Genomic DNA, 18,269 nt, shown 5'->3' on the forward strand with positions numbered 1-18,269 from the left:
AACGTCATGCCAGGCAAATCCAGGGCATGGCTCCTACCCGACAACAACTCAACGACGCAAAGCCAATCATGGGCAATAGCACCGGTTTCAAGGAATTTCAGCGCGAAACGCCGGCCAAGGCACACCCGCAGGAGCGGGTGGTGCATAACCGCGAGTTTGTCGCCACTTACTCCGACACCCAACTACATCAGCAGTCGGCCCGATGTATGGAGTGCGGTATTCCGTTCTGCCACGCGGGCTGCCCGCTGGGCAACATCATCCCCGAGTTCAACGACGCGGTGTACCGCCAAAACTGGGAGCAGGCCTACCAGATTCTAAGCTCCACCAACAACTTCCCCGAGTTTACGGGCCGCATCTGCCCTGCCCCCTGCGAGTCGGCCTGCGTGCTGGGAATTCATGCGGCGCCGGTGGCCATTGAGGAAATCGAGAAGCACATCATCGAAATTGCCTTCGCCAAGGGCTACGTGCAGCCCACTGCTCCGGTACTTAAAACGGGTAAAACGGTAGCCGTGGTAGGTTCCGGCCCGGCCGGGCTGGCGGCGGCGGCCCAGCTGGTGCGCGCCGGCCACGCCGTCACGGTGTTTGAGCGCGACGACCGGCCCGGCGGCCTGCTCCGCTACGGCATTCCTGATTTCAAGCTCGATAAATGGGTAATTGACCGGCGTATTCGTCTGCTCGAAGAAGACGGGGTGCAGTTCCGCTGCAACACTGAAATCGGCCGCGACATCCACGCCCAGGAGCTGACGGCGCAGTTTGATGCCGTGGTGCTGGCTGGCGGGGCGCTGGTGCCGAAGGAACTGCCTTTGCCTGGCCGGGAGTTGGCGGGTATTCACTTCGCCATGGACTACCTCACCCAGCACAACCGCCGCGTGAGCGGGCTGCCCATCGACGCGCAGGAATTGCTGGCCTCGGGCAAGGATGTAGTGGTGATTGGCAGTGGCGACACAGGCTCCGACTGTGTGGGCACGGCAAACCGCCAACAGGCGCGCTCCGTCACGCAGTTTGCGCTTATGCACCAGCCCAAGCCCGAGCGACCCAACTTCGAGCCCTGGCCCCACTATCCTAACGCCATGTTCCGCACCAGCACCTCCCACGAGGAAGGCTGCCAGCGCTACTGGGGCATCAATACCAAGGCTTTTCTGGGCGACGAAAACGGCCACGTGCGCGCCCTGCTGGTAACAGATGTAACCTGGGAAACTGACGTGCTGGGCCGCCGCCTGGCATTCAGCGAAGTAGAAGGCTCAGAACGCGAAATTCCCTGTCAGCTGGCCTTGCTGGCTCTGGGCTTTGCCTCGCCCCGCTACGAAGGCCTGCTGGAGCAGCTGGGCGTAGCCCTGGATGAGCGTGGCAACGTGCGCACCGTTTCCGACGACGAATTCCTAACCTCCCAGCCCAACGTATTTGTGGCCGGCGACATGCGCCGGGGCCAGTCGTTGGTGGTGTGGGCTATTTCCGAAGGCCGCGAGGCTGCCCGCCAGGTCGATATCTTCCTGACCGGCAAAACCGCGCTGGTGAGCAAGGATGCCGTGGGAATGTTTGGGTAGAGGCCGCTCTGTTATTCCGAGTGCCTCGAAAACCTGGTCCAAATCAGCAGAGGTAGTTTAGTCTCGTGGAGGATTATCTTCATCATAATCCTTTTCTACCGCCTCCCAGTAAGGAGATAAAAGCTGATCCTGTGCTTCCACGAGTTTCCCTCGCTTCAATACGTAGACCTGAAATTCATTAAACCGATTTTCATCTTCCTCATCGTGAAAATATAGCAACCCGTAACTACCCGGCAACTCTTGAGCTACCCAGTTAAAAATCTTTAAAGCATAGAACTCCTGCTTATGATTATGCAGCACGTGGATTGAAAAGGACTCTAAACCATTCCATGTTGTGATGCGGCCGTAGTTCTGTAAAAGAACCCAGGAATACTCCTGCTGCATGTACTGACGAAAACGCTCCACAGCAGCATTCTGCAAGTCGATTTCAGAATGGTAGTCGCTGTATCGTAACGTAATCCAGCCGTGTATTTCGATCATAGTTCTGAGTGAGCTTTCTGTCGCAGTCAAAATAACAAAACGCCCACTACTACTAGTGGGCGTTTTGTTATTTTGACTGCCTAAAACGGCGGCGGACCGTCGTCGAAGTTGCTGCGCGGGAAGGGCTGAGCGGGCGGCGGGCCTTCGTTGTTGAGGCGGGAGCCCAGGCGAATAGTGTTGGGCGTGAAACCGGTCTGCTCATCGAAGCTACTAGGCGGGAAGGCCCCAGGGTTGAAGCCAGCGTCGCCGAAGCCTCCGCCCCCGTCGAGGTCGGCAAACTTGGTGAACTTGCCGATGAACTTGAGCTGCACGGTTTCGAGGGAGCCGTTCCGGTGCTTGGCAATGATAACCTCGCCGGTGCCCTGGGTGGGGTTGCCCATTTCGTCCTCCGTAATTTTGTAATACTCGGGGCGGTACAGGAAGATTACCATGTCAGCGTCCTGCTCGATAGAGCCCGATTCACGAAGGTCACTTAGCTGAGGCTTCTTGTCGCCGCCGCGGGTTTCCACGGAGCGGGAAAGCTGCGACAGGGCCAGCACGGGCACGTTCAGCTCCTTGGCTATGCCCTTAAGGGCCCGCGAAATCGAGGCAATTTCCTGTTCGCGGTTGCCCCCACCCTTGCCATCGGTGTTGCCGGTCATCAGCTGCAGATAGTCGATGATGATCATCGAAATATCGTGGTGGGCCTTGAGGCGGCGGCACTTGGTGCGCAGCTCCCGGATGCTCAGGCCCGGCGTATCATCGATGTAAATGGGCGCCGACGACAGGCCGGAAATCTTGTGGTTAAGCTGGGCCCACTCGTAATCGGCCAGGTTGCCCTTCTTGATTTTCTCGGAGTCCAGCTCCGCCTCCGCCGAAATCAGACGATTCACGAGCTGGAGCGAGGACATTTCCAGGGAGAAAATGGCCACCGGCTTCTTGAACTCCACCGCCGCGTTGCGCATAGCCGAAACCACGAAAGCTGTTTTTCCCATCCCGGGCCTAGCCGCAATAATCACTAAATCAGATGGTTGCCAGCCCGAGGTTACGCGGTCCAGGGCGGAGAAGCCGGAGGGCACACCGGTGAGGCCGTCCTTCTGGTCTTTCTTTTCCTCCAGCTCCTTGATGGCCTTGCCCATCAGGCTGCGCATGTCGTCGAAGTTCTTGCGGATGTTGGATTCCGACACCTCGAACAACGACTGCTCGGTGGAATCCAGCAGGTTGAACACGTCGGTGGTATCCTCGAAGGCATCGCGCTGAATGTCCGAAGCAATGCGGATCAGCTCCCGCTTGATGGCGTTTTCGGTGATGATACGGGCGTGGTACTCGATGTTGGCCGCCGAGTTCACCTTGAAGGTGAGGCTGGCTACGTAGTGCGCCCCGCCGGCTACTTCCAGCTCGCCCATCTCGCGCAGCTCGTGCGTAACCGTTAGAATATCAATCGGCTCTGACTTATCAAACAGGTTCAGGATGGCCTTGAAGATGCGCTGGTGGCCGTCCTTGTAGAAGCTCTGGGGCTTGAGCAGGTCGATAACCGTGGTGAGGGCATCCTTTTCCAGCATCAGTGCCCCTAGCACGGCCGCTTCCAGCTCCAGGGCCTGGGGTGGCAGCTTGCCAGCCGGACCACTGGCCGGAATTACCGGCGGGCGGTTATTCCAGGCGGCTTTCGCTCGTGAGCCAGCTTGTTTCAGGCGGTCATCCATCCGGTCGTTCATCACTTAAGGTAGCACTACAAGGTAAGCAGGTTGGGCCGATTCAGGCGGGAATTTCTACCGGGCGGCCCGAATTTTACCCAAAGGGGTACAAAGCTAACGGCTGGGCTCTACAATCCGGGGCTGGCAGAAAATGTTTCTTTTTTGTATGCTGATAAGGTAACAGGTGGCAGGTGATGAGGTGACACCTGCCACCTGTTACATGTCACCTGTTACCTGTCACCGCTTACCTTTGCCGCCTATTCTCTTTCTGACCGAATGGCCGCTACTCCTTCCTCGCTCCAACGCTTGCACCTGATTGCGACCGGGGGCAGCATCATGCACAACCTGGCTCTGGCTCTGCACCAGCGCGGTGCCCACGTGACGGGCTCCGACGACGAAATCTTTGAGCCGGCCAAGAGCCGCCTGGCCAAAGCCGGGCTGCTGCCGGCCGCGGAAGGCTGGTTTCCTGAAAAAATCACGGCCGACCTCGACGCCGTGATTGTAGGTATGCACGCCCGCCCCGACAACCCTGAGCTGCTGCGCGCCCAGGAGTTGGGCCTGCGGGTGTACTCCTTCCCTGAGTTTATCTACGAAGCTTCCCGCGACAAGCAGCGCATTGTCATTGGCGGCTCGCACGGAAAAACCAGCATTACCTCCCTTATTCTGCACGTGCTGCGCTACCACGGCCGCCAGTTCGACTACGCTGTGGGCGCCCAGCTGGAAGGCTTTGAGCTGATGGTGCAGCTGACGGAGGACGCGCCCATCATCATCATCGAAGGGGACGAGTACCTGTCGTCGCCCATCGACCGGCGGCCTAAGTTCCACTTATACCAGCACCACATCGGCGTTATTTCGGGCATCAGCTGGGACCACATCAACGTGTTTCCGACCGAGGAAGTCTACCGCGAGCAGTTCCGCATCTTCGCGGAGATGACGCCCAAGGCCGGCGTGCTCATCTACGACCAGCACGACGAGCAGGTGCAGCTGGTAACGGTGCCCTCCAGCCCCGACGTGAAGTACATCGGCTACGGCCCCCACGAGCACGTGATTCGGGACGGCAAGACCTTCCTGCTCAACAAAAAGGATGAGGAAGTACCGGTACAGGTATTTGGGGAGCACAACCTGCGCAACATCTCGGCGGCCAAGGAAGTGTGCAAGCAGCTGGGCATTAAGGGCAAGGAGTTCTACGAGGCGCTGGCATCGTTTAAGGGCGCCGCCCGCCGCCTGGAAAAAGGTGCGCGAAGGCGCGGGCTCGGTGGTGTACAAAGACTTTGCCCATGCGCCCAGCAAGCTGAAAGCCACGGCCGCCGCCTTCAAGAAGCAGTACCCGCGGCGCAAGTTGGTGGCCTGCCTGGAGCTGCACACGTTCAGCTCGCTCAACCCCGCCTTCCTGCCCCAGTACGCCCATACCTTCGACGCGCCCGACGTGGCCGTGGTATACTTCAACCCCCACGTGCTGGAGCACAAGCGCCTGCCGGCTTTGCCGCCCGAAGCCGTGCAGCAGGCCTTCCAGCGCCCCGACCTGCGCGTGTTCACCGATAGCCGGGAGATGGCCGCGTTTCTGCACGCCCAGGACTGGCAGAACGCCAACCTACTGATGATGTCGTCGGGTACGTTTGATGGGCTGGATTTAAATCAGCTGGCCGCTGAAGTCACGAAATAACTTCCGTCAACGACGATGAAACCTCCTTTGCTCCTGCTGCACGGCGCGCTGGCTTCCGAGAAGCAGCTCAAGCCCCTGGCCCGCCAGCTCGCAGCGGCTTTCGATGTACGCACATTCAGCTTCAGCGGACACGGCGGCCAGCCTCTGGACGGGCCGGCTTTTTCTATAGCTGGCTTTGCCGGGGAAGTGCTCCGGTTCCTGGATGCGCAGAGCTGGGAAGCGGCCCACGTATTCGGCTACAGCATGGGCGGTTACGCAGCCCTGTTGGCTGCCACTCAGGCCCCAACCCGCTTTTGCAGTATCACCACGCTGGGCACCACCTTCGGCTGGTCGCCAGTAACGGCCGCGCAGGCTACTGCCTTTCTTGATGCGGAGAAGATGCGGGAGAAAGTACCTCAGTTTGCCGCTCACCTGGAAGAGCTGCACGCTCCTACTCCCCTGCCCGCACTGCTGCAGGCTACTGCTGCCCTAATGCGCGGCCTCGGCGACGCGCCTCCGCTCACCCAGGCCAACCTCAGCACGCTGGAAGTACCCGTGCAGGTATTGGTAGGCGAACTGGACACCACGGCCGGCGTGGATACTTCCCAGCAGTTTGCCAACTACCTGCCCCGCGCCGCGTTCGAAATCATCATGAATACCCCGCACCCACTGGAAAAAGTCAACCCCGATCTGCTGGCCTCCCGCGTAGCGCAGTTTACCAGGCAGGCAACGGCTGGCCCGCGCTAAGCCGGAGGAAACCCACAAAAAAGCCCGCCAGGTACCTGGCGGGCTTTTTTATTTATTGGTAACCGAAGCGGGCTTGGGCCGGCGCCTGTCGGTGGTGACGAGCAACGCCAGGGCCGTGAGCGAGAGGCGCAGAATCCACTTGCGACTGAGCATGGCTTAGCGGAAAAAGGTATTGTTGTCCTTCACTGTTAGGTCACAGGAAGATCCGCCGGTATTTTCCTCGCAGGTAGTGCCTACTATCTTGTTGCCCTGGAAGTTGAAAAAGCAGAACGTGCAGCCTACTCCTTCCAGAATATACCGCTCCGTGTTGGAGCTCAGATACAGAGAGTTGTCCGATGATTTGCGCAGCGGAATAGCCATACCCCGGAACATGCCATCCTTAAGGCCCAGGCCTACCAGGTAGTACACCGGCGCATCCTTGGGCCGCTCCTGCACTTTCCGGATCATCACTTTATCCACCACGGTCCCATCGGCAAACTCCCGGATGAAGTTGTGCGTGAGCTGGTCGCGCGGTATGGAGTACTGGGTTTTGCCCTCGGCAATATCGGCTACCAGCTTGCTCGTGGCTTCCAGTTGCCGCTGCTCGGTTTTGGTGGGGTCATTCACCGGGGAGCTGACTTCGGGAAACGACTGGCGGCGGGAAGTTTCGCAGCTGCTGAGCAGCCCGGCCGAAGCAAGTAACAGGCCGGGCAGAATCCTGCGGAAGCGGCGAAAAAGAGGAAGGCACATGCGCGGGAGCGGTAATTAGCGGGCGGTGTAGTACTTGCGGGCTTCGGGCAGTTCCTTCTGGATGTCGGCAATGCGGGTGCCGTTGGAAGGGTGCGTGGAGAGGAACTCGGGTGGGGAAGCCGAGTTTTCGCGGGCATCCATGCGCTGCCAGAACTGCACGGCTCCATCGGGGTTGTAGCCGGCAATGGCCATGAAAATCAGCCCCAGGTGGTCGGCTTCCGATTCCTGGTTGCGGCCAAACTTCAGCAGGCCCACCTGTCCGCCGATACCTACGGCTTGCAGAAACACATTCTGCGTGGCCGAAGGATTCTGGCCTACGGCCGTGGAAACCGCGGTGCCCAGGCCCTGGGCTGCCATCTGCTGGCTCATCCGCTCGGAGCTGTGGCGGGCCACGGCATGAGCAATTTCGTGGCCCATGACCACGGCCAGGCCGTTTTCATCCTGGGTGATGGGAAGAATACCAGAGTACACGGCCACTTTACCGCCGGGCATACACCAGGCGTTTTCCTGCTTGTCTTCGATAAGGTTGAACTCCCAGGCGTAGCCTTCCAGCTGAGCTTGCTGACCCTGTTGGCGGAAGTATTGCTCTACCGCCTGCTGAATGCGGCCCCCTACGCGCTTAACCAGTGCGGCCTGGGCACCACTGGTGGTTACCCGGCTCGAGGCCAACACCTTTTGGTATTCCTGAGCGGCCATGGTGTTCATTTCCGCTTCGGAAACCAAACTGAGCTGCCGGCGGCCGGTAATGGGAACGGTAGAGCAAGCGGCTGCTATCAACAGGGAGCTGGCTAAAGCAATTTTCTTGAGCATGAGAGAAGGAAGGTACGGAAAGCGTGAAACAGTACCCGCGCCGACGGCAGGTAGGGACGGGGTGCTATACGTGAGGCAGCGGGCAAAATGTTTAATGGGGTCTTGGGGACTTGGGCTCTTAGGGTCTTGGATTTCGTTCTGATACCTTCGCCCGCTATCTTTCCCAGCTGGCAGCTGCCCCAAGACTCCAAGACCCCTACAAATGAAAATCCTTTGCATCGGCCGCAACTACGCGGAGCATATTGCCGAACTTCAGAACGAAACGCCCGACGCGCCCGTCATCTTTGCCAAACCCGATACGGCCCTGCTCCAGCGTAACCAGCCGTTTTTTCTGCCCGATTTCTCCCAGGATATCCACCACGAAATTGAGTTGGTGCTGCGCATCTGCAAAAACGGCAAGAACATCGAGGAGAAATTTGCCCCCTCGTATTTCGACGCCATCGGCCTGGGCATCGACTTCACGGCCCGCGACCTGCAAAGCAAGCTCAAGAGCAAAGGACTGCCCTGGGAGCTGGCCAAAGGCTTCGATGGCTCGGCGCCCATTTCCCAGGAGTTCAAGCCCGTGGCCGACTTCCCCGATCTGAAAACCATTGACTTCCGGCTGGAAGTGAACGGCGAGGTGCGCCAGCGCGGCAACTCCGGCCTCATGCTGCACGACTTCTCCAAAATCATCAGCTACATCTCCCGCTTCATCACCCTCAAAATGGGCGACCTGATTTTCACGGGTACGCCCAGCGGCGTGGGTCCGGTGCAGATTGGCGACCAGCTGACGGGCTTTATCGGCGAGGAAAAGATGTTCGACCTGGCCGTGAAGTAGCTTTTCGGGCCCGGGGCTAACGGCTGCCCGGGCCCGGCTTTTTGTTTCATTTATGCCTGCGGCGTATCCCATTTCGCCGTTTTTTTCGTTGAAGCCCCGAACTGCCGGTTGCCGGCTTCCGAATTGCTTACCTATTGCTGAATGCCTGATTTCCTGAACCTGCGGCCGCGCCGGCTGCTGGGAGTGGCCTGGCCCTTCCTGCTGCTGATGGGCCTGCGCCCCAGTTCCTGCGGCGGCCAGGAGCCCGACTCCACCGAGAAGCCCCATCCCGTAGCCCCGGTTACGGCCAAACCCAACGAAGTAGCCAACGGCTATTTCCTGCTGCCCATCAAGCCGGGCCAGCCCAACTTCCTGGCGGCCAGCATGGGCGAGCTGCGCCCCAACCACTTCCACGGCGGCCTCGACATCAAGACCGACGGGCGGGTGGATTTGCCCGTGTACGCCGCCGCCGACGGCTACATCTCCCGCATGAAGCAAAGCTCCTTCGGCTACGGCAACGTGCTTTATATCACCCATCCCAACGGCCTGACTACGGTATACGGCCACCTCAACCACTTCCGGGGGCCGGTGGCGGAGGAAATGCGCCGCCAGCAGTACCAGAAGAAAACCTACGAGCTGGAGCTGTTTTTTCAGCCCACGCAGTTTCAGGTAAAGCGCGGCGAACTGGTGGCCTTGTCAGGCAACACCGGGGGCTCAGCCGGACCGCACCTGCACTGGGAAGTGCGCGACGCCCAGGACAACCAGCTCAACCCACTGCAGTGGGGTGGCTTCTCCGAAATTCAGGACCACGTGGCACCTACTGTGCTGGCGGCCGCCGTAGAGCCGCTGAGCATTGATGGCCGCGTGCAGGGCCGCTTCGAGAAGCGCCTGTTCACGCCCACCCGCGCGGCCGGCACCGGCTACTCCGTGGCCGATACTATTCCGGCCTTTGGTACCGTGGGGCTGCTTTTGCAGGCCTTCGACCGGTTTGATGGTGCCTGGAACAAGAACGGGCTCTACCGCGTGTCGGTGCGCGTGAACGGGCAGCCGTTCTACACCCACACCATCAACGGCATTGGCTTTCCCGGCGAAACGCGCGAAGTAAACCAGCACATCGACTACGAGTACCTGATGACTTCGCGCCGCACCTTCGAAAAGCTGTGGGTGGACGACGGCAACCGCATGCGCCTCTACCAGACCGGCCCCACCAAAGGCAAGCTGTTGGTGGAGGCCGGTAAGATCTACGACGTGGAAATGCGCCTGGAAGACGCCTACGGCAACGCCACGCCCCTGCACTTAGTGCTGCGCGGGCAGGAGCCCGAGTACTGGCAAACCCGCAGCAGCGCCACCCGCAAACCCGCCCTGCGCTACGAAGTAGTGCGCAATATTCTGCGGGTAACGGCAGACGATACGGCCCGCGAGGCACCTAACCTCACCCTCACGCGCGGCAACCGCCAACGCCAGCTGCGCCCCAGCTACACCGACCAGGGCCGCACCGTGTACCTCTACGACCTGCGCGCCGGCCTTCCTGACTCCCTGCGCTTTCCCGGTTTGCGCCGCGCCCAGCCCTTTGATAGAGTGGCCGCCATTCCGGCCGGGCAGGAGCGCCTGTTTGCCACACCCTTCGTCAACCTGGCCTTTGCGCCCCGCACCACCTACGACACGCTCTACCTGCAAACCACCTACAAGGATGGCCTCTGGAAGGTACAAAGCGCCGTCACGCCTATTCAGGAAGCCCTGCGCGTGACGCTGAAGCCCGAAACGCTGGTAGTTGACAAGCAGCGCACGGCGGCCTGCCTGATTCGGGGCAATGCCCGCATCTGGCAAAGCGGCCAGTGGGAAGGCGAGTTTTTCAGCTTCAATACCCGCCTGTTCGGGCAGTTCAAGCTGGTGACGGACGTGACGCCGCCCTCGGGTCGCCTCGTCAGCAAAGGCGCGGCCGGCGTAGTCTTCAAGGTAGGCGACGACCTCTCGGGCCTGGCCAGCTACCAGCTGGAAGTAAACGGACAGTTCCGCCTGCTGCGCTTCGAGCACAAGAATTCTACTCTCTTCTCGGAGCGCGACGACAAGCTGGGCCCGCCCCTGCGCGGCCCCGCCCGCCTCACCCTCCGCGACATGGCCGGCAATGAAAAGGTGATAAGCGTAACGCTGTAGCAGCTGCCTACTTCGGATCCGGGTCACCGACCAGGATGTGCCCACTACGGGTCATATAGGCTTCGCGCTTAGGCTCCCAACCTTCTTGGTGTGGCTTACCCCAGCGCACTTTCAGCAGGCCGTTGTCAAAGGGCACGTGGTTGTAGTTGTCCAGGCCGTGATACAGCAAGTCGGGTGCGTAGCCGGGTGGCAGCGGATACCGGTTCCCAGCGGGCGTTATCAGCACGGCTGGGCTGCTGGCGTTATCGTAAGCCAAAAACCATCCTCCTGCTAATGCTTGCCCCTTTGCATAGCTGGCGGTGGTTACCCGGTGACCAGTAGGACTAACGAACACCACACGGCTGCTATCGGCAGGAACTACCATTCCTCGAGCGGGCTTTACGTACTGCTTCTCAGGCGTCGTTGGCCGGGGCAGCCAGGTACCATTGGCGTACAGAACACCGGGTCGGTTAAGTGTATCGGGTACAGCGGCGGAGTCGCCGGTAAACTGTTCACCCCAGCCAAAATAACGTCCCGGGAAAGCAGGCTTCCCGTCGAGGCCCAGGTACTCATACACCTGCCGTCCGGCCGGGCGCAGAATTTTACGACGAACGAAGCCCCGATTATCAGGCCCATCCAACTCTGCAGACTGCGGGGCAATGATGAACGCACCAGTCGTATCAATAAGGGCGTACAGCACCTCTTTCCCAGTACGTCCCAAGGATACGACGGCCCGCCCGTGCGAGAAGTTAGCCGCCGTTCGGTAAGGACCTAACACTCTGCGCCCCCGGCGGTCTAAGAACCCATAGTGTCTAGTTGGCTTTCTCACCATATAGCGGATTCGTCCGGTACTGATTGGGCCAAGCTGCTCATATTGATAAGGTGTTAGCCGCCGGCTTGTGCTATCAAAAAGCGCCTGCGGTGGCCCTGTCAGCGGCGCCCCACGAACCATAATAGCAGTTGAATGACGATACCGATGGCGACGCCATCTCTCGCGCCGGAAATATTGCCATTCGCTAGGTCCACGCACCGCATATAGCCCGGCCCCTACGTAGTAAAGCCAACCACGACGATGATTCCGCCAGTAGCGCCAGGGAGACGGAACCTGCGCTTCCTTGTCTTGTCTGTAGGGCAGTACCTCGTATCGATACAGCGGTTCCGTGAGGTGGCGGCGGTATGGTTTGGCAACCAGGCTGCCATCTGGCTGCCGGTAAGCGGCGTAGTCAGAGGGGATAACCAGATAGTGCCCCCGGGCATTAAGCCAGATTTCTGAGCCACCGTGGCGCTCCTCCCACCTTTCACTACGCATATCATTTTCTCCTACCTCGCGCCATTCTGCTACCCAAAAAGGGCCGGCGGTGGCTTTTGGCTCTTTCTGAAGAATCGGCCGCAGGTACACCCGGCCCAAGGTATCGGATAAGCCCCAGTCGTAGTAGCCCTGGTACGGCACCAGTCCTCCCGGCGGCTGATAAGCGGGCCGCAGCTGCCGTACCCGTCGTAGCTTGTAACCACTAGGTGGGGGAACTGCTTGCGCCCAAAGCCCGAGCGGCAATAGCAGGAGAAAAACCAGACGCAGAAAATAGTTTCTCATTAATATATATAGAAAAATGTATTTTTAGGCTTTCCAGGGCGTCATGCTGAGCTTGTCGAAGCATCTCTACTGCTTCGGTCGCACGAAATCGTTCGGTAGAGATGCTTCGACAAGCTCAGCATGACGTTCTTTTTGCTTGCTGTCCACACAGCCTAGGGAATACTCCTTCTTCTGCAGATGGAGAATTGACAAGGTAGTGAATAGGCTACCCAGGGGCCTAGGCTTGCGTATAGCCGAGTTCCAACTCACCCTGCGTCTATGCCTCCCATTCCACAATTCGCCAAACACCGCCAGCCGGTACTCCTGGGTGCAGCTGCGGCCGCTATAGCCACCGGCGTAGCGGTATATGCCTACGCCCGCCGCAAGCTGCACCCGCCGCTGCCCACCGTGCCCCACGTAGATCTGCCCCGCTACGCCGGCCTGTGGTACGAGGTAGCCCGGCTGCCTACCCGCTTCGAGAAAGGCTGCCAGCACGTGACGGCCGAGTACAAGCTGCGCCCCGATGGCAAAGTAGCCGTGCGCAATACCTGTCACAAGGAAGGGCTGGAAGGCCCGGTGGAAACAGCCACGGCCGTAGCCCGCGCTACGGATGCCACCAACGCCCGGCTGAAAGTGCAGTTCTTCTGGCCTTTCGAAGGCGACTACTGGATCCTGGACCTCGACCTGGCCGACTACCAATACGCCCTGGTAGGTGAGCCAGGCCGCAAGAACCTGTGGCTGCTGAGCCGGGCCCCACACTTGGAGCGCAACCGCCGCGACCGGCTGGTGGCCCGCGCCAAAGAACTTGGCTTTCCCGTCGAGAACCTCATCTACACGCCCCAGCCGGAGGCGGTGAACTAGTGAGTTGGTGAACTGGTGAGTTTAATGTTCTGCTGGCGCCGCTTGCGCGGATAGAACATCAAACTCACCAGTTCACCAACTCACTATTTCACCAGTTCTCCATCTATCTTCGCGGCATGGCAATTCCCCAAGTCGGCGAGCAGGCTCCGGCCTTCGACGCCCTAGATCAGCACGGCACCCGGCACCGCCTCCAGGACTACGCGGGCCGCAAAGTAGCCCTCTACTTCTACCCCAAGGACGACACCAGCGGCTGCACTGCCCAGGCCTGCAACCTGCGCGACAACTACCCGGCGCTGCTGGCGGCGGGCATTCAGGTGCTGGGCGTGAGCATCGATTCAGAGAAGTCGCACCAGAAGTTTGCCAGTAAGTATGAGCTGCCTTTCCCGCTCCTCGTCGACGAAGACAAGCAGTTGGTGGAAGCGTACGGTGTGTGGCAGGAAAAATCGATGTATGGCCGCAAGTACATGGGCACGATGCGCTACACGTTTCTGCTGGACGAGCAGGGCCGTATTGAGAAGGTCATTACCAAAGTCGACACGAAGAACCATGCCGCGCAACTCCTTTGATTTCCTTTGAAGCCTCGTCTTTCCGGCGGGGCTTTTTTCTGTGCGGCCTAGCCGGCCCAAGTTCCTACCTTTGCCTACCCTAACTTCTTCTTTCCGCCAGCCCATGTCGCAGGACACGTCTTTCGCCGCTTCTTCCGCCACTTCCGCCGCCACCTCCGTGGCCGAGCTCAACCAGATTGCCGCGCAGGTGCGGCGCGACATCGTGCGCATGGTGCACGCCGTAAACTCGGGCCACCCCGGCGGCTCTCTGGGCTGCACCGATCTGCTGGTATCGCTCTTCTTCCGGGTGATGCAGCACACGCCCCAGCCGTTTGACATGGACGGCCGCAACCAGGACTTGTTTTTCCTGTCGAATGGGCACATTTCGCCGGTATTCTACTCGGTGCTGGCCCGCTCGGGCTACTTTCCAGTAAGTGAGCTGGCTACGTTCCGCAAGCTCAACTCCCGCCTCCAGGGCCACCCCGCCACCCACGAGCATTTGCCCGGTATCCGCATTGCGTCTGGTTCCCTGGGCCAGGGGCTGAGTGTAGCCACCGGCGCCGCCCAGGCTAAAAAGCTCAACAACGACCCGCGCACCGTATTCGTGCTGATGGGCGACGGGGAGCTGGAAGAAGGCCAGGTGTGGGAAGCAGCTATGTACGCGCCCCACCACAAAGTCGACAACCTGATTGCCTTCGTGGACCGCAACGGCCAGCAGATTGACGGCCCCACCGACAAGGTGATGCACCTGGGCGACCTGCGGGCCAAGTTCGAGAGCTTCGGCTGGCGCGTGCTCGAAACCGACGGCAACAACTTCGAGAAGCTGCTCCCCACGATTGAGGAAGCGCAGGGCTTGCTCGGCCAGGGTCAGCCCGTGATGGTGCTGATGGACACGCAGATGGGCTTCGGCGTTGACTTTATGATGGGCTCCCACAAGTGGCACGGCGTGGCGCCCAACAACGAGCAGCTGGAAATTGCCCTGCAGCAGCTGGCCGTAGAGCAGGCTTCCGACTACTAAGCACAGCTACTGCTTTTGACTTGCATAAGAAGCCTGGCCGGGTTTCGTTTGGCTTCTTATGCACCCTTATCTGCCTGCCGCGCCCTGCTGCCCTATGCCCCACCCCGTTCGCGTCCTGTTTCTGCTGCTTTCTGGCTGGCTGTGGCTGGCCGGGCCGCTGCGTGCCCAGCAGGCTCCTCCTTCCGAACAGCCGCGCACTACACGCATACTCTTCGTGCTGGATGCCTCGGGCTCGATGCAGGCGCCGTGGGAAGGGCAGCAGCGCTGGGACATTGCCAAAAACCTGCTGTCGAAGATGGTGGACTCGCTCAACGCCTATCCCAATCTGGAGCTGGCTTTGCGCGCCTACGGGCACCAGCACGACAACAAGGAAAACAACTGCGAGGACTCGCGCCTGGAAGTACCGTTTGCGCGCAAAAATGCGGCTCCTATCAAGCAGCGGCTCCAGCAGCTCAAGCCCCAGGGCAACACGCCCATCACCTACGCCCTGCAGCAGTCGGCCGGCGACTTTCCAGCGGATAAGTCGGCCCGCAACGTGCTCATTCTGATTACCGACGGGCTGGAGTCGTGCAAGGGTGACCCGTGCGCTACGTCCCTGGCCCTGCAGCGCAAGCGTATCTTCCTCAAGCCGTTCGTGATTGGCATTGGGGCCGAAAGGGAGTTTGGCAAGCAGCTGGAGTGCATGGGCACCTACTATAATGCCGCCGACGTGAAGACGTTCCGCACGATTCTCAACGACGTCATTGCCCAGACGCTGGCCCGCACCACCGTAGCCGTAAACCTGACCGACGACCTGGGCCGGGGCGTGGAGTCGAACGTAAACCTGACGTTCATCAACAACGTGACGGAGACGCCGGAGTACAACTACATCCACTGGCGCGACGAGAAAGGCCAGCCCGACGTGCTGGACGTGGACCCGCTGCAGAGCTACGACTTGGTGATTAATACGGTGCCGGCCGTGCGCCACCCGAACCTGGCCATCCGGCCGGGCAAGGCCAATGTGCTCAACTTCAAAGTGCCGCAGGGCACCCTGGTGCTGCAAAACCCGTTGTCCACGCTCAATGCCTATGGGCGGGTGCAGGCAGTGGTACGGCAGGCCGGCAACCCGGCCACGCTTATTGCGCGTTCCTTTGGCACCCGCCAGAAGCTGCTGGCCGGCAACTACGAGGTAGAGCTGCTTACCCTACCCCGCCAGCTGCGCCGCGTCACCATCACGCAGGGCCGCGAAACGGTGGTAACCTACGACGCCCCCGGCACGCTCAACATCATCAGCGACCTGAAGGGCTACGGCAGCATCTACCGTCTCAACCCCGACGATACCCAAACCTGGCTCTACAACCTGCCCGAGGGGGGCAGCAGCAAAATCAACCTGCCCATGCAGCCGGGAACCTACCGCCTGGTATTTCGCACCAGCACTGCCACCGGCAGCAAGTTCACCGACACGCGCTCCTTCACCATCAAATCCGGCCAGACCACGTCGGTTAGCATTTTCGGGAAATGAGCGGACAGGTAGAGGAAATAGCCAGAAGGAACTCGGCAGAATTTGAGACTGCTGAAGCGGCAGCTCAACTTGCCGCGGCTGGTCACGCTATCCTGCTCAACATATTCTGCCCCGAGGAAATAACGGACCTACTTCATACCATCGAAACGGCTGAAGCTTCCTCGCCCAACTTCCGCCGCAGCCAGGACGTGTTTGCCATCCGCAACCTGCTGGGTGAGCTGCCTCAGCTACGGGAGCTGCTGCTGACGCCCCGGCTACGGGCGTTGCTGGCAGCCTTGTTTCCCAGCCAGGCTCCGCACCTCGTCAAGGCTATTTACTTTGATAAGCCGGCTGTCTCCAACTGGCTGGTAGCCTGGCACCAGGATGTGATGATAGCCGTAGACCAGCGGCGTGACTTACCCGGCTATGGCCCCTGGAGCACGAAAAGCGGCGAAACTACCGTGCTGCCCCCGCGCGAAATCCTGGAAAGCATCATCACCCTGCGCCTGCATCTCGACGACTGCGACGTCACCAACGGTGCTCTGCGCGTGGTGCCCGGCTCCCACCGCCACGGCGTCATTCCCAACGACCAACACCCAGACTTCACGCCTCACGCCGTTACCTGCACCGTGCCCGCCGGTAGCATCATGCTCATGCAGCCCCTCACGCTTCATGCCTCCAACCGCAGCACCAGCCCGCGTCCACGTCGCGTGATTCACCTCGAGTTCAGCGCTGCCGAACTACCCGAGGGCCTGCAGTGGCGGGAAAGGCTGCCATTATCCTGATTCATCTGTCATCCTGAGCGCAGCGAAGGACCTTCCTCTAATACCTAACTCCCCTTTCTACAACGCTCCAAGCCTTTATGTCCGCCGCCCATCAGTACTACGTCTACATCGTCACCAACCCGGCCAAGACCTCGGTTTACACGGGCGTGACGAATGACCTGCGACGGCGCGTACAGGAACACTTCGAGAACCGCGGCAAGCCCGGCACCTTTGCCGGCCGCTACTTTTGCTACAACCTCATCTACTTCGAACCTTACGAGCACATCGAAGGCGCTATTGCCCGCGAAAAGGAAGTCAAAGGCTGGACGCGAGCCAAAAAGGATAAGCTGATAGCCAGCAGCAACCCGCAGTGGCTGACGCTGAATTACGCGGAGCTGTGACGTAAGACGTTGAATGAGCCTTTTCACTTAACCGAGGAAGGTCCTTCACTCCGCTCCGCTGCGTTCAGGATGACAGTGTAAACAACGACAAAAACCAAGACCCTAAGACCCTACCACATGAAAGACTTTCCCTACACCGAATCGAAAGATACCCGCAGCGGCTTTGGCGCGGGCCTGCACGAGCTGGGCAAAACCAACCCCAATGTGGTAGCCCTGTGCGCCGACCTCATCGGCTCCCTTAAGATGGATGCCTTCGTGAAGGACTTTCCCGAGCGGTTTTTCCAGGTAGGCATTGCCGAGGCCAACATGATGGGCCTGGCGGCCGGCCTCACCATCGGGGGCAAGATTCCTTTCACCGGCACCTTCGCCAACTTCTCGACGGGCCGCGTGTACGACCAGATCCGCCAGAGCATTGCCTACTCAGGCAAGAACGTGAAGATCTGCGCTTCGCACGCCGGCCTCACCCTGGGCGAAGACGGCGCCACCCACCAGATTCTGGAGGACCTGGGGCTGATGAAGATGCTGCCGCACATGACCGTCATCAACCCCTGCGACTACAACCAGACCAAGGCCGCTACGCTGGCCATTGCTGAGCACGAAGGTCCCGTGTACCTGCGCTTTGGCCGCCCGGTAGTTCCCAACTTCACCCCGGCCGACCAGCAGTTTGAAATCGGTAAGGGCATTGTGCTGAACGAGGGCGCCGACGTGAGCATCTTCGCCACGGGCCACCTGGTGTGGAAGGCCATCCTGGCCGGCAAGCTGCTGGCGGAAAAAGGCATCAACGCCGAAATTATTAACCTGCACACCATCAAGCCCCTGGATGCCCAGTTGGTGCTGGAGTCGGCGCGCAAGACGCGCTGCGTGGTGACAGCGGAGGAACACCAGATGAACGGCGGCCTCGGCGACTCCATTGCCCAGCTGCTGGCTCGTGAGGAGCCCCTGCCCCTGGAAATGGTCGCCGTAAACGACTCCTTCGGCGAATCGGGCACGCCCGACCAGCTGATGGAAAAATACGAGCTCAACGAAGCCGCCATCGTGCGCGCCGTGGAGAAAGTAATGGCCCGTCGGAAATAGGT

At 60.1% G+C, this 18,269-nt stretch carries 18 protein-coding genes; 13 read left to right on the plus strand and 5 right to left on the minus strand.

Annotated features, from left to right (window positions below; translation table 11 throughout):
* Positions 1 to 68: 68 nt before the first annotated feature.
* Positions 69 to 1,544, plus strand: a complete 1,476-nt coding sequence (locus LRS06_RS01815; protein WP_257873358.1) for a glutamate synthase subunit beta — start codon at positions 69 to 71, stop codon at positions 1,542 to 1,544.
* A 57-nt stretch (positions 1,545 to 1,601) separates the two neighbouring features.
* Here LRS06_RS01815 and LRS06_RS01820 read toward each other — a convergent pair whose 3' ends face one another.
* Positions 1,602 to 2,024 carry an immunity 7 family protein gene (locus tag LRS06_RS01820; RefSeq protein ID WP_257869903.1) on the minus strand — a complete coding sequence of 141 codons (423 nt, stop codon included), beginning with the start codon at positions 2,022 to 2,024 and terminating at the stop codon, positions 1,602 to 1,604.
* An 80-nt stretch (positions 2,025 to 2,104) separates the two neighbouring features.
* The gene (gene dnaB, locus LRS06_RS01825) at positions 2,105 to 3,721 is read right to left on the minus strand and encodes a replicative DNA helicase (protein ID WP_374679414.1); all 1,617 of its coding nucleotides are present in this window, start codon (positions 3,719 to 3,721) and stop codon (positions 2,105 to 2,107) included.
* Positions 3,722 to 3,973: 252 nt separating this feature from the next.
* On the opposite strand from dnaB, the gene LRS06_RS01830 reads away from it, so the two are divergent.
* The 3 genes from LRS06_RS01830 to LRS06_RS01835 are packed head-to-tail and all read left to right on the plus strand — an operon-like array spanning position 3,974 to position 6,086.
* Positions 3,974 to 5,239, plus strand: coding sequence for a Mur ligase family protein (locus LRS06_RS01830; protein ID WP_308239860.1), 1,266 nt, complete (start codon positions 3,974 to 3,976; stop codon positions 5,237 to 5,239).
* Positions 5,193 to 5,360: a hypothetical protein gene (locus LRS06_RS25310; RefSeq protein ID WP_308239861.1), complete on the plus strand. Its 168-nt coding sequence runs from the start codon at positions 5,193 to 5,195 to the stop codon at positions 5,358 to 5,360. Before LRS06_RS01830 ends, LRS06_RS25310 begins: the two co-directional genes overlap by 47 nt.
* 15 nt (positions 5,361 to 5,375) lie before the next feature.
* A complete protein-coding gene (locus LRS06_RS01835) occupies positions 5,376 to 6,086 on the plus strand; it encodes an alpha/beta fold hydrolase (protein ID WP_257869905.1) in 711 nt (236 codons plus the stop codon).
* A gap of 156 nt (positions 6,087 to 6,242) precedes the next feature.
* Here the strand turns inward: LRS06_RS01835 and LRS06_RS01840 are convergent, their stop codons facing one another.
* A complete protein-coding gene (locus tag LRS06_RS01840; RefSeq protein ID WP_257869906.1) occupies positions 6,243 to 6,815 on the minus strand; it encodes a hypothetical protein in 573 nt (190 codons plus the stop codon).
* 15 nt (positions 6,816 to 6,830) lie between these two features.
* Positions 6,831 to 7,625 carry a M48 family metallopeptidase gene (locus LRS06_RS01845; protein WP_257869907.1) on the minus strand — a complete coding sequence of 265 codons (795 nt, stop codon included), beginning with the start codon at positions 7,623 to 7,625 and terminating at the stop codon, positions 6,831 to 6,833.
* 202 nt (positions 7,626 to 7,827) lie between these two features.
* On the opposite strand from LRS06_RS01845, the gene LRS06_RS01850 reads away from it, so the two are divergent.
* Positions 7,828 to 8,442 (plus strand): fumarylacetoacetate hydrolase family protein, encoded by a 615-nt coding sequence (locus tag LRS06_RS01850; RefSeq protein ID WP_257869908.1) that lies wholly within the window; start codon positions 7,828 to 7,830, stop codon positions 8,440 to 8,442.
* A 141-nt stretch (positions 8,443 to 8,583) separates the two neighbouring features.
* Complete coding sequence (locus LRS06_RS01855) at positions 8,584 to 10,575, plus strand: M23 family metallopeptidase (protein WP_257869909.1); 1,992 nt, start codon at positions 8,584 to 8,586, stop codon at positions 10,573 to 10,575.
* A gap of 7 nt (positions 10,576 to 10,582) precedes the next feature.
* Here LRS06_RS01855 and LRS06_RS01860 read toward each other — a convergent pair whose 3' ends face one another.
* Positions 10,583 to 11,254 (minus strand): hypothetical protein, encoded by a 672-nt coding sequence (locus tag LRS06_RS01860; RefSeq protein ID WP_257869910.1) that lies wholly within the window; start codon positions 11,252 to 11,254, stop codon positions 10,583 to 10,585.
* A 1,149-nt stretch (positions 11,255 to 12,403) separates the two neighbouring features.
* Here LRS06_RS01860 and LRS06_RS01865 point away from each other — a divergent pair.
* The 7 genes from LRS06_RS01865 (at position 12,404) to LRS06_RS01895 (ending at position 18,267) form a co-directional block, all read left to right on the plus strand.
* Positions 12,404 to 12,985 carry a lipocalin family protein gene (locus LRS06_RS01865; RefSeq protein WP_257869911.1) on the plus strand — a complete coding sequence of 194 codons (582 nt, stop codon included), beginning with the start codon at positions 12,404 to 12,406 and terminating at the stop codon, positions 12,983 to 12,985.
* Positions 12,986 to 13,101: 116 nt separating this feature from the next.
* Positions 13,102 to 13,551: a thioredoxin-dependent thiol peroxidase gene (bcp, locus tag LRS06_RS01870; protein WP_257869912.1), complete on the plus strand. Its 450-nt coding sequence runs from the start codon at positions 13,102 to 13,104 to the stop codon at positions 13,549 to 13,551.
* A 103-nt stretch (positions 13,552 to 13,654) separates the two neighbouring features.
* Positions 13,655 to 14,548 carry a transketolase gene (locus LRS06_RS01875; protein ID WP_257873359.1) on the plus strand — a complete coding sequence of 298 codons (894 nt, stop codon included), beginning with the start codon at positions 13,655 to 13,657 and terminating at the stop codon, positions 14,546 to 14,548.
* 94 nt (positions 14,549 to 14,642) lie between these two features.
* On the plus strand, positions 14,643 to 16,049 hold the full coding sequence (locus LRS06_RS01880; protein ID WP_257869913.1) for a VWA domain-containing protein: 1,407 nt from the start codon (positions 14,643 to 14,645) through the stop codon (positions 16,047 to 16,049).
* Entirely contained in the window at positions 16,046 to 16,813 is a 768-nt protein-coding gene (locus LRS06_RS01885; protein WP_257869914.1) for a phytanoyl-CoA dioxygenase family protein, read from the plus strand. The genes LRS06_RS01880 and LRS06_RS01885 overlap by 4 nt, the downstream gene beginning before the upstream one ends.
* Before the next feature lie 77 nt (positions 16,814 to 16,890).
* A complete protein-coding gene (locus tag LRS06_RS01890) occupies positions 16,891 to 17,193 on the plus strand; it encodes a GIY-YIG nuclease family protein (RefSeq protein ID WP_257869915.1) in 303 nt (100 codons plus the stop codon).
* Positions 17,194 to 17,310: 117 nt separating this feature from the next.
* A complete protein-coding gene (locus tag LRS06_RS01895) occupies positions 17,311 to 18,267 on the plus strand; it encodes a transketolase family protein (RefSeq protein ID WP_257869916.1) in 957 nt (318 codons plus the stop codon).
* The last annotated feature ends 2 nt before the right edge of the window (positions 18,268 to 18,269 follow it).

Origin of the sequence: Hymenobacter sp. J193 (assembly GCF_024700075.1) — a bacterium.
Lineage (GTDB): Bacteria > Bacteroidota > Bacteroidia > Cytophagales > Hymenobacteraceae > Hymenobacter.

Bases quoted from the DNA above. Each gene is read 5' to 3' on its own strand.
- LRS06_RS01865 (WP_257869911.1), top strand. From the start codon at position 12,404: ATGCCTCCCATTCCACAATTCGCCAAACACCGCCAGCCGGTACTCCTG.
- LRS06_RS01890 (WP_257869915.1), top strand. From the start codon at position 16,891: ATGTCCGCCGCCCATCAGTACTACGTCTACATCGTCACCAACCCGGCC.
- LRS06_RS01855 (WP_257869909.1), top strand. From the start codon at position 8,584: ATGCCTGATTTCCTGAACCTGCGGCCGCGCCGGCTGCTGGGAGTGGCC.
- LRS06_RS01875 (WP_257873359.1), top strand. From the start codon at position 13,655: ATGTCGCAGGACACGTCTTTCGCCGCTTCTTCCGCCACTTCCGCCGCC.
- LRS06_RS01895 (WP_257869916.1), top strand. From the start codon at position 17,311: ATGAAAGACTTTCCCTACACCGAATCGAAAGATACCCGCAGCGGCTTT.
- LRS06_RS01820 (WP_257869903.1), bottom strand. From the start codon at position 2,024: ATGATCGAAATACACGGCTGGATTACGTTACGATACAGCGACTACCAT.
- LRS06_RS01830 (WP_308239860.1), top strand. From the start codon at position 3,974: ATGGCCGCTACTCCTTCCTCGCTCCAACGCTTGCACCTGATTGCGACC.
- LRS06_RS01885 (WP_257869914.1), top strand. From the start codon at position 16,046: ATGAGCGGACAGGTAGAGGAAATAGCCAGAAGGAACTCGGCAGAATTT.
- LRS06_RS01835 (WP_257869905.1), top strand. From the start codon at position 5,376: ATGAAACCTCCTTTGCTCCTGCTGCACGGCGCGCTGGCTTCCGAGAAG.
- LRS06_RS01880 (WP_257869913.1), top strand. From the start codon at position 14,643: ATGCCCCACCCCGTTCGCGTCCTGTTTCTGCTGCTTTCTGGCTGGCTG.
- LRS06_RS01840 (WP_257869906.1), bottom strand. From the start codon at position 6,815: ATGTGCCTTCCTCTTTTTCGCCGCTTCCGCAGGATTCTGCCCGGCCTG.
- bcp (WP_257869912.1), top strand. From the start codon at position 13,102: ATGGCAATTCCCCAAGTCGGCGAGCAGGCTCCGGCCTTCGACGCCCTA.
- LRS06_RS01815 (WP_257873358.1), top strand. From the start codon at position 69: ATGGGCAATAGCACCGGTTTCAAGGAATTTCAGCGCGAAACGCCGGCC.
- LRS06_RS01850 (WP_257869908.1), top strand. From the start codon at position 7,828: ATGAAAATCCTTTGCATCGGCCGCAACTACGCGGAGCATATTGCCGAA.
- LRS06_RS01845 (WP_257869907.1), bottom strand. From the start codon at position 7,625: ATGCTCAAGAAAATTGCTTTAGCCAGCTCCCTGTTGATAGCAGCCGCT.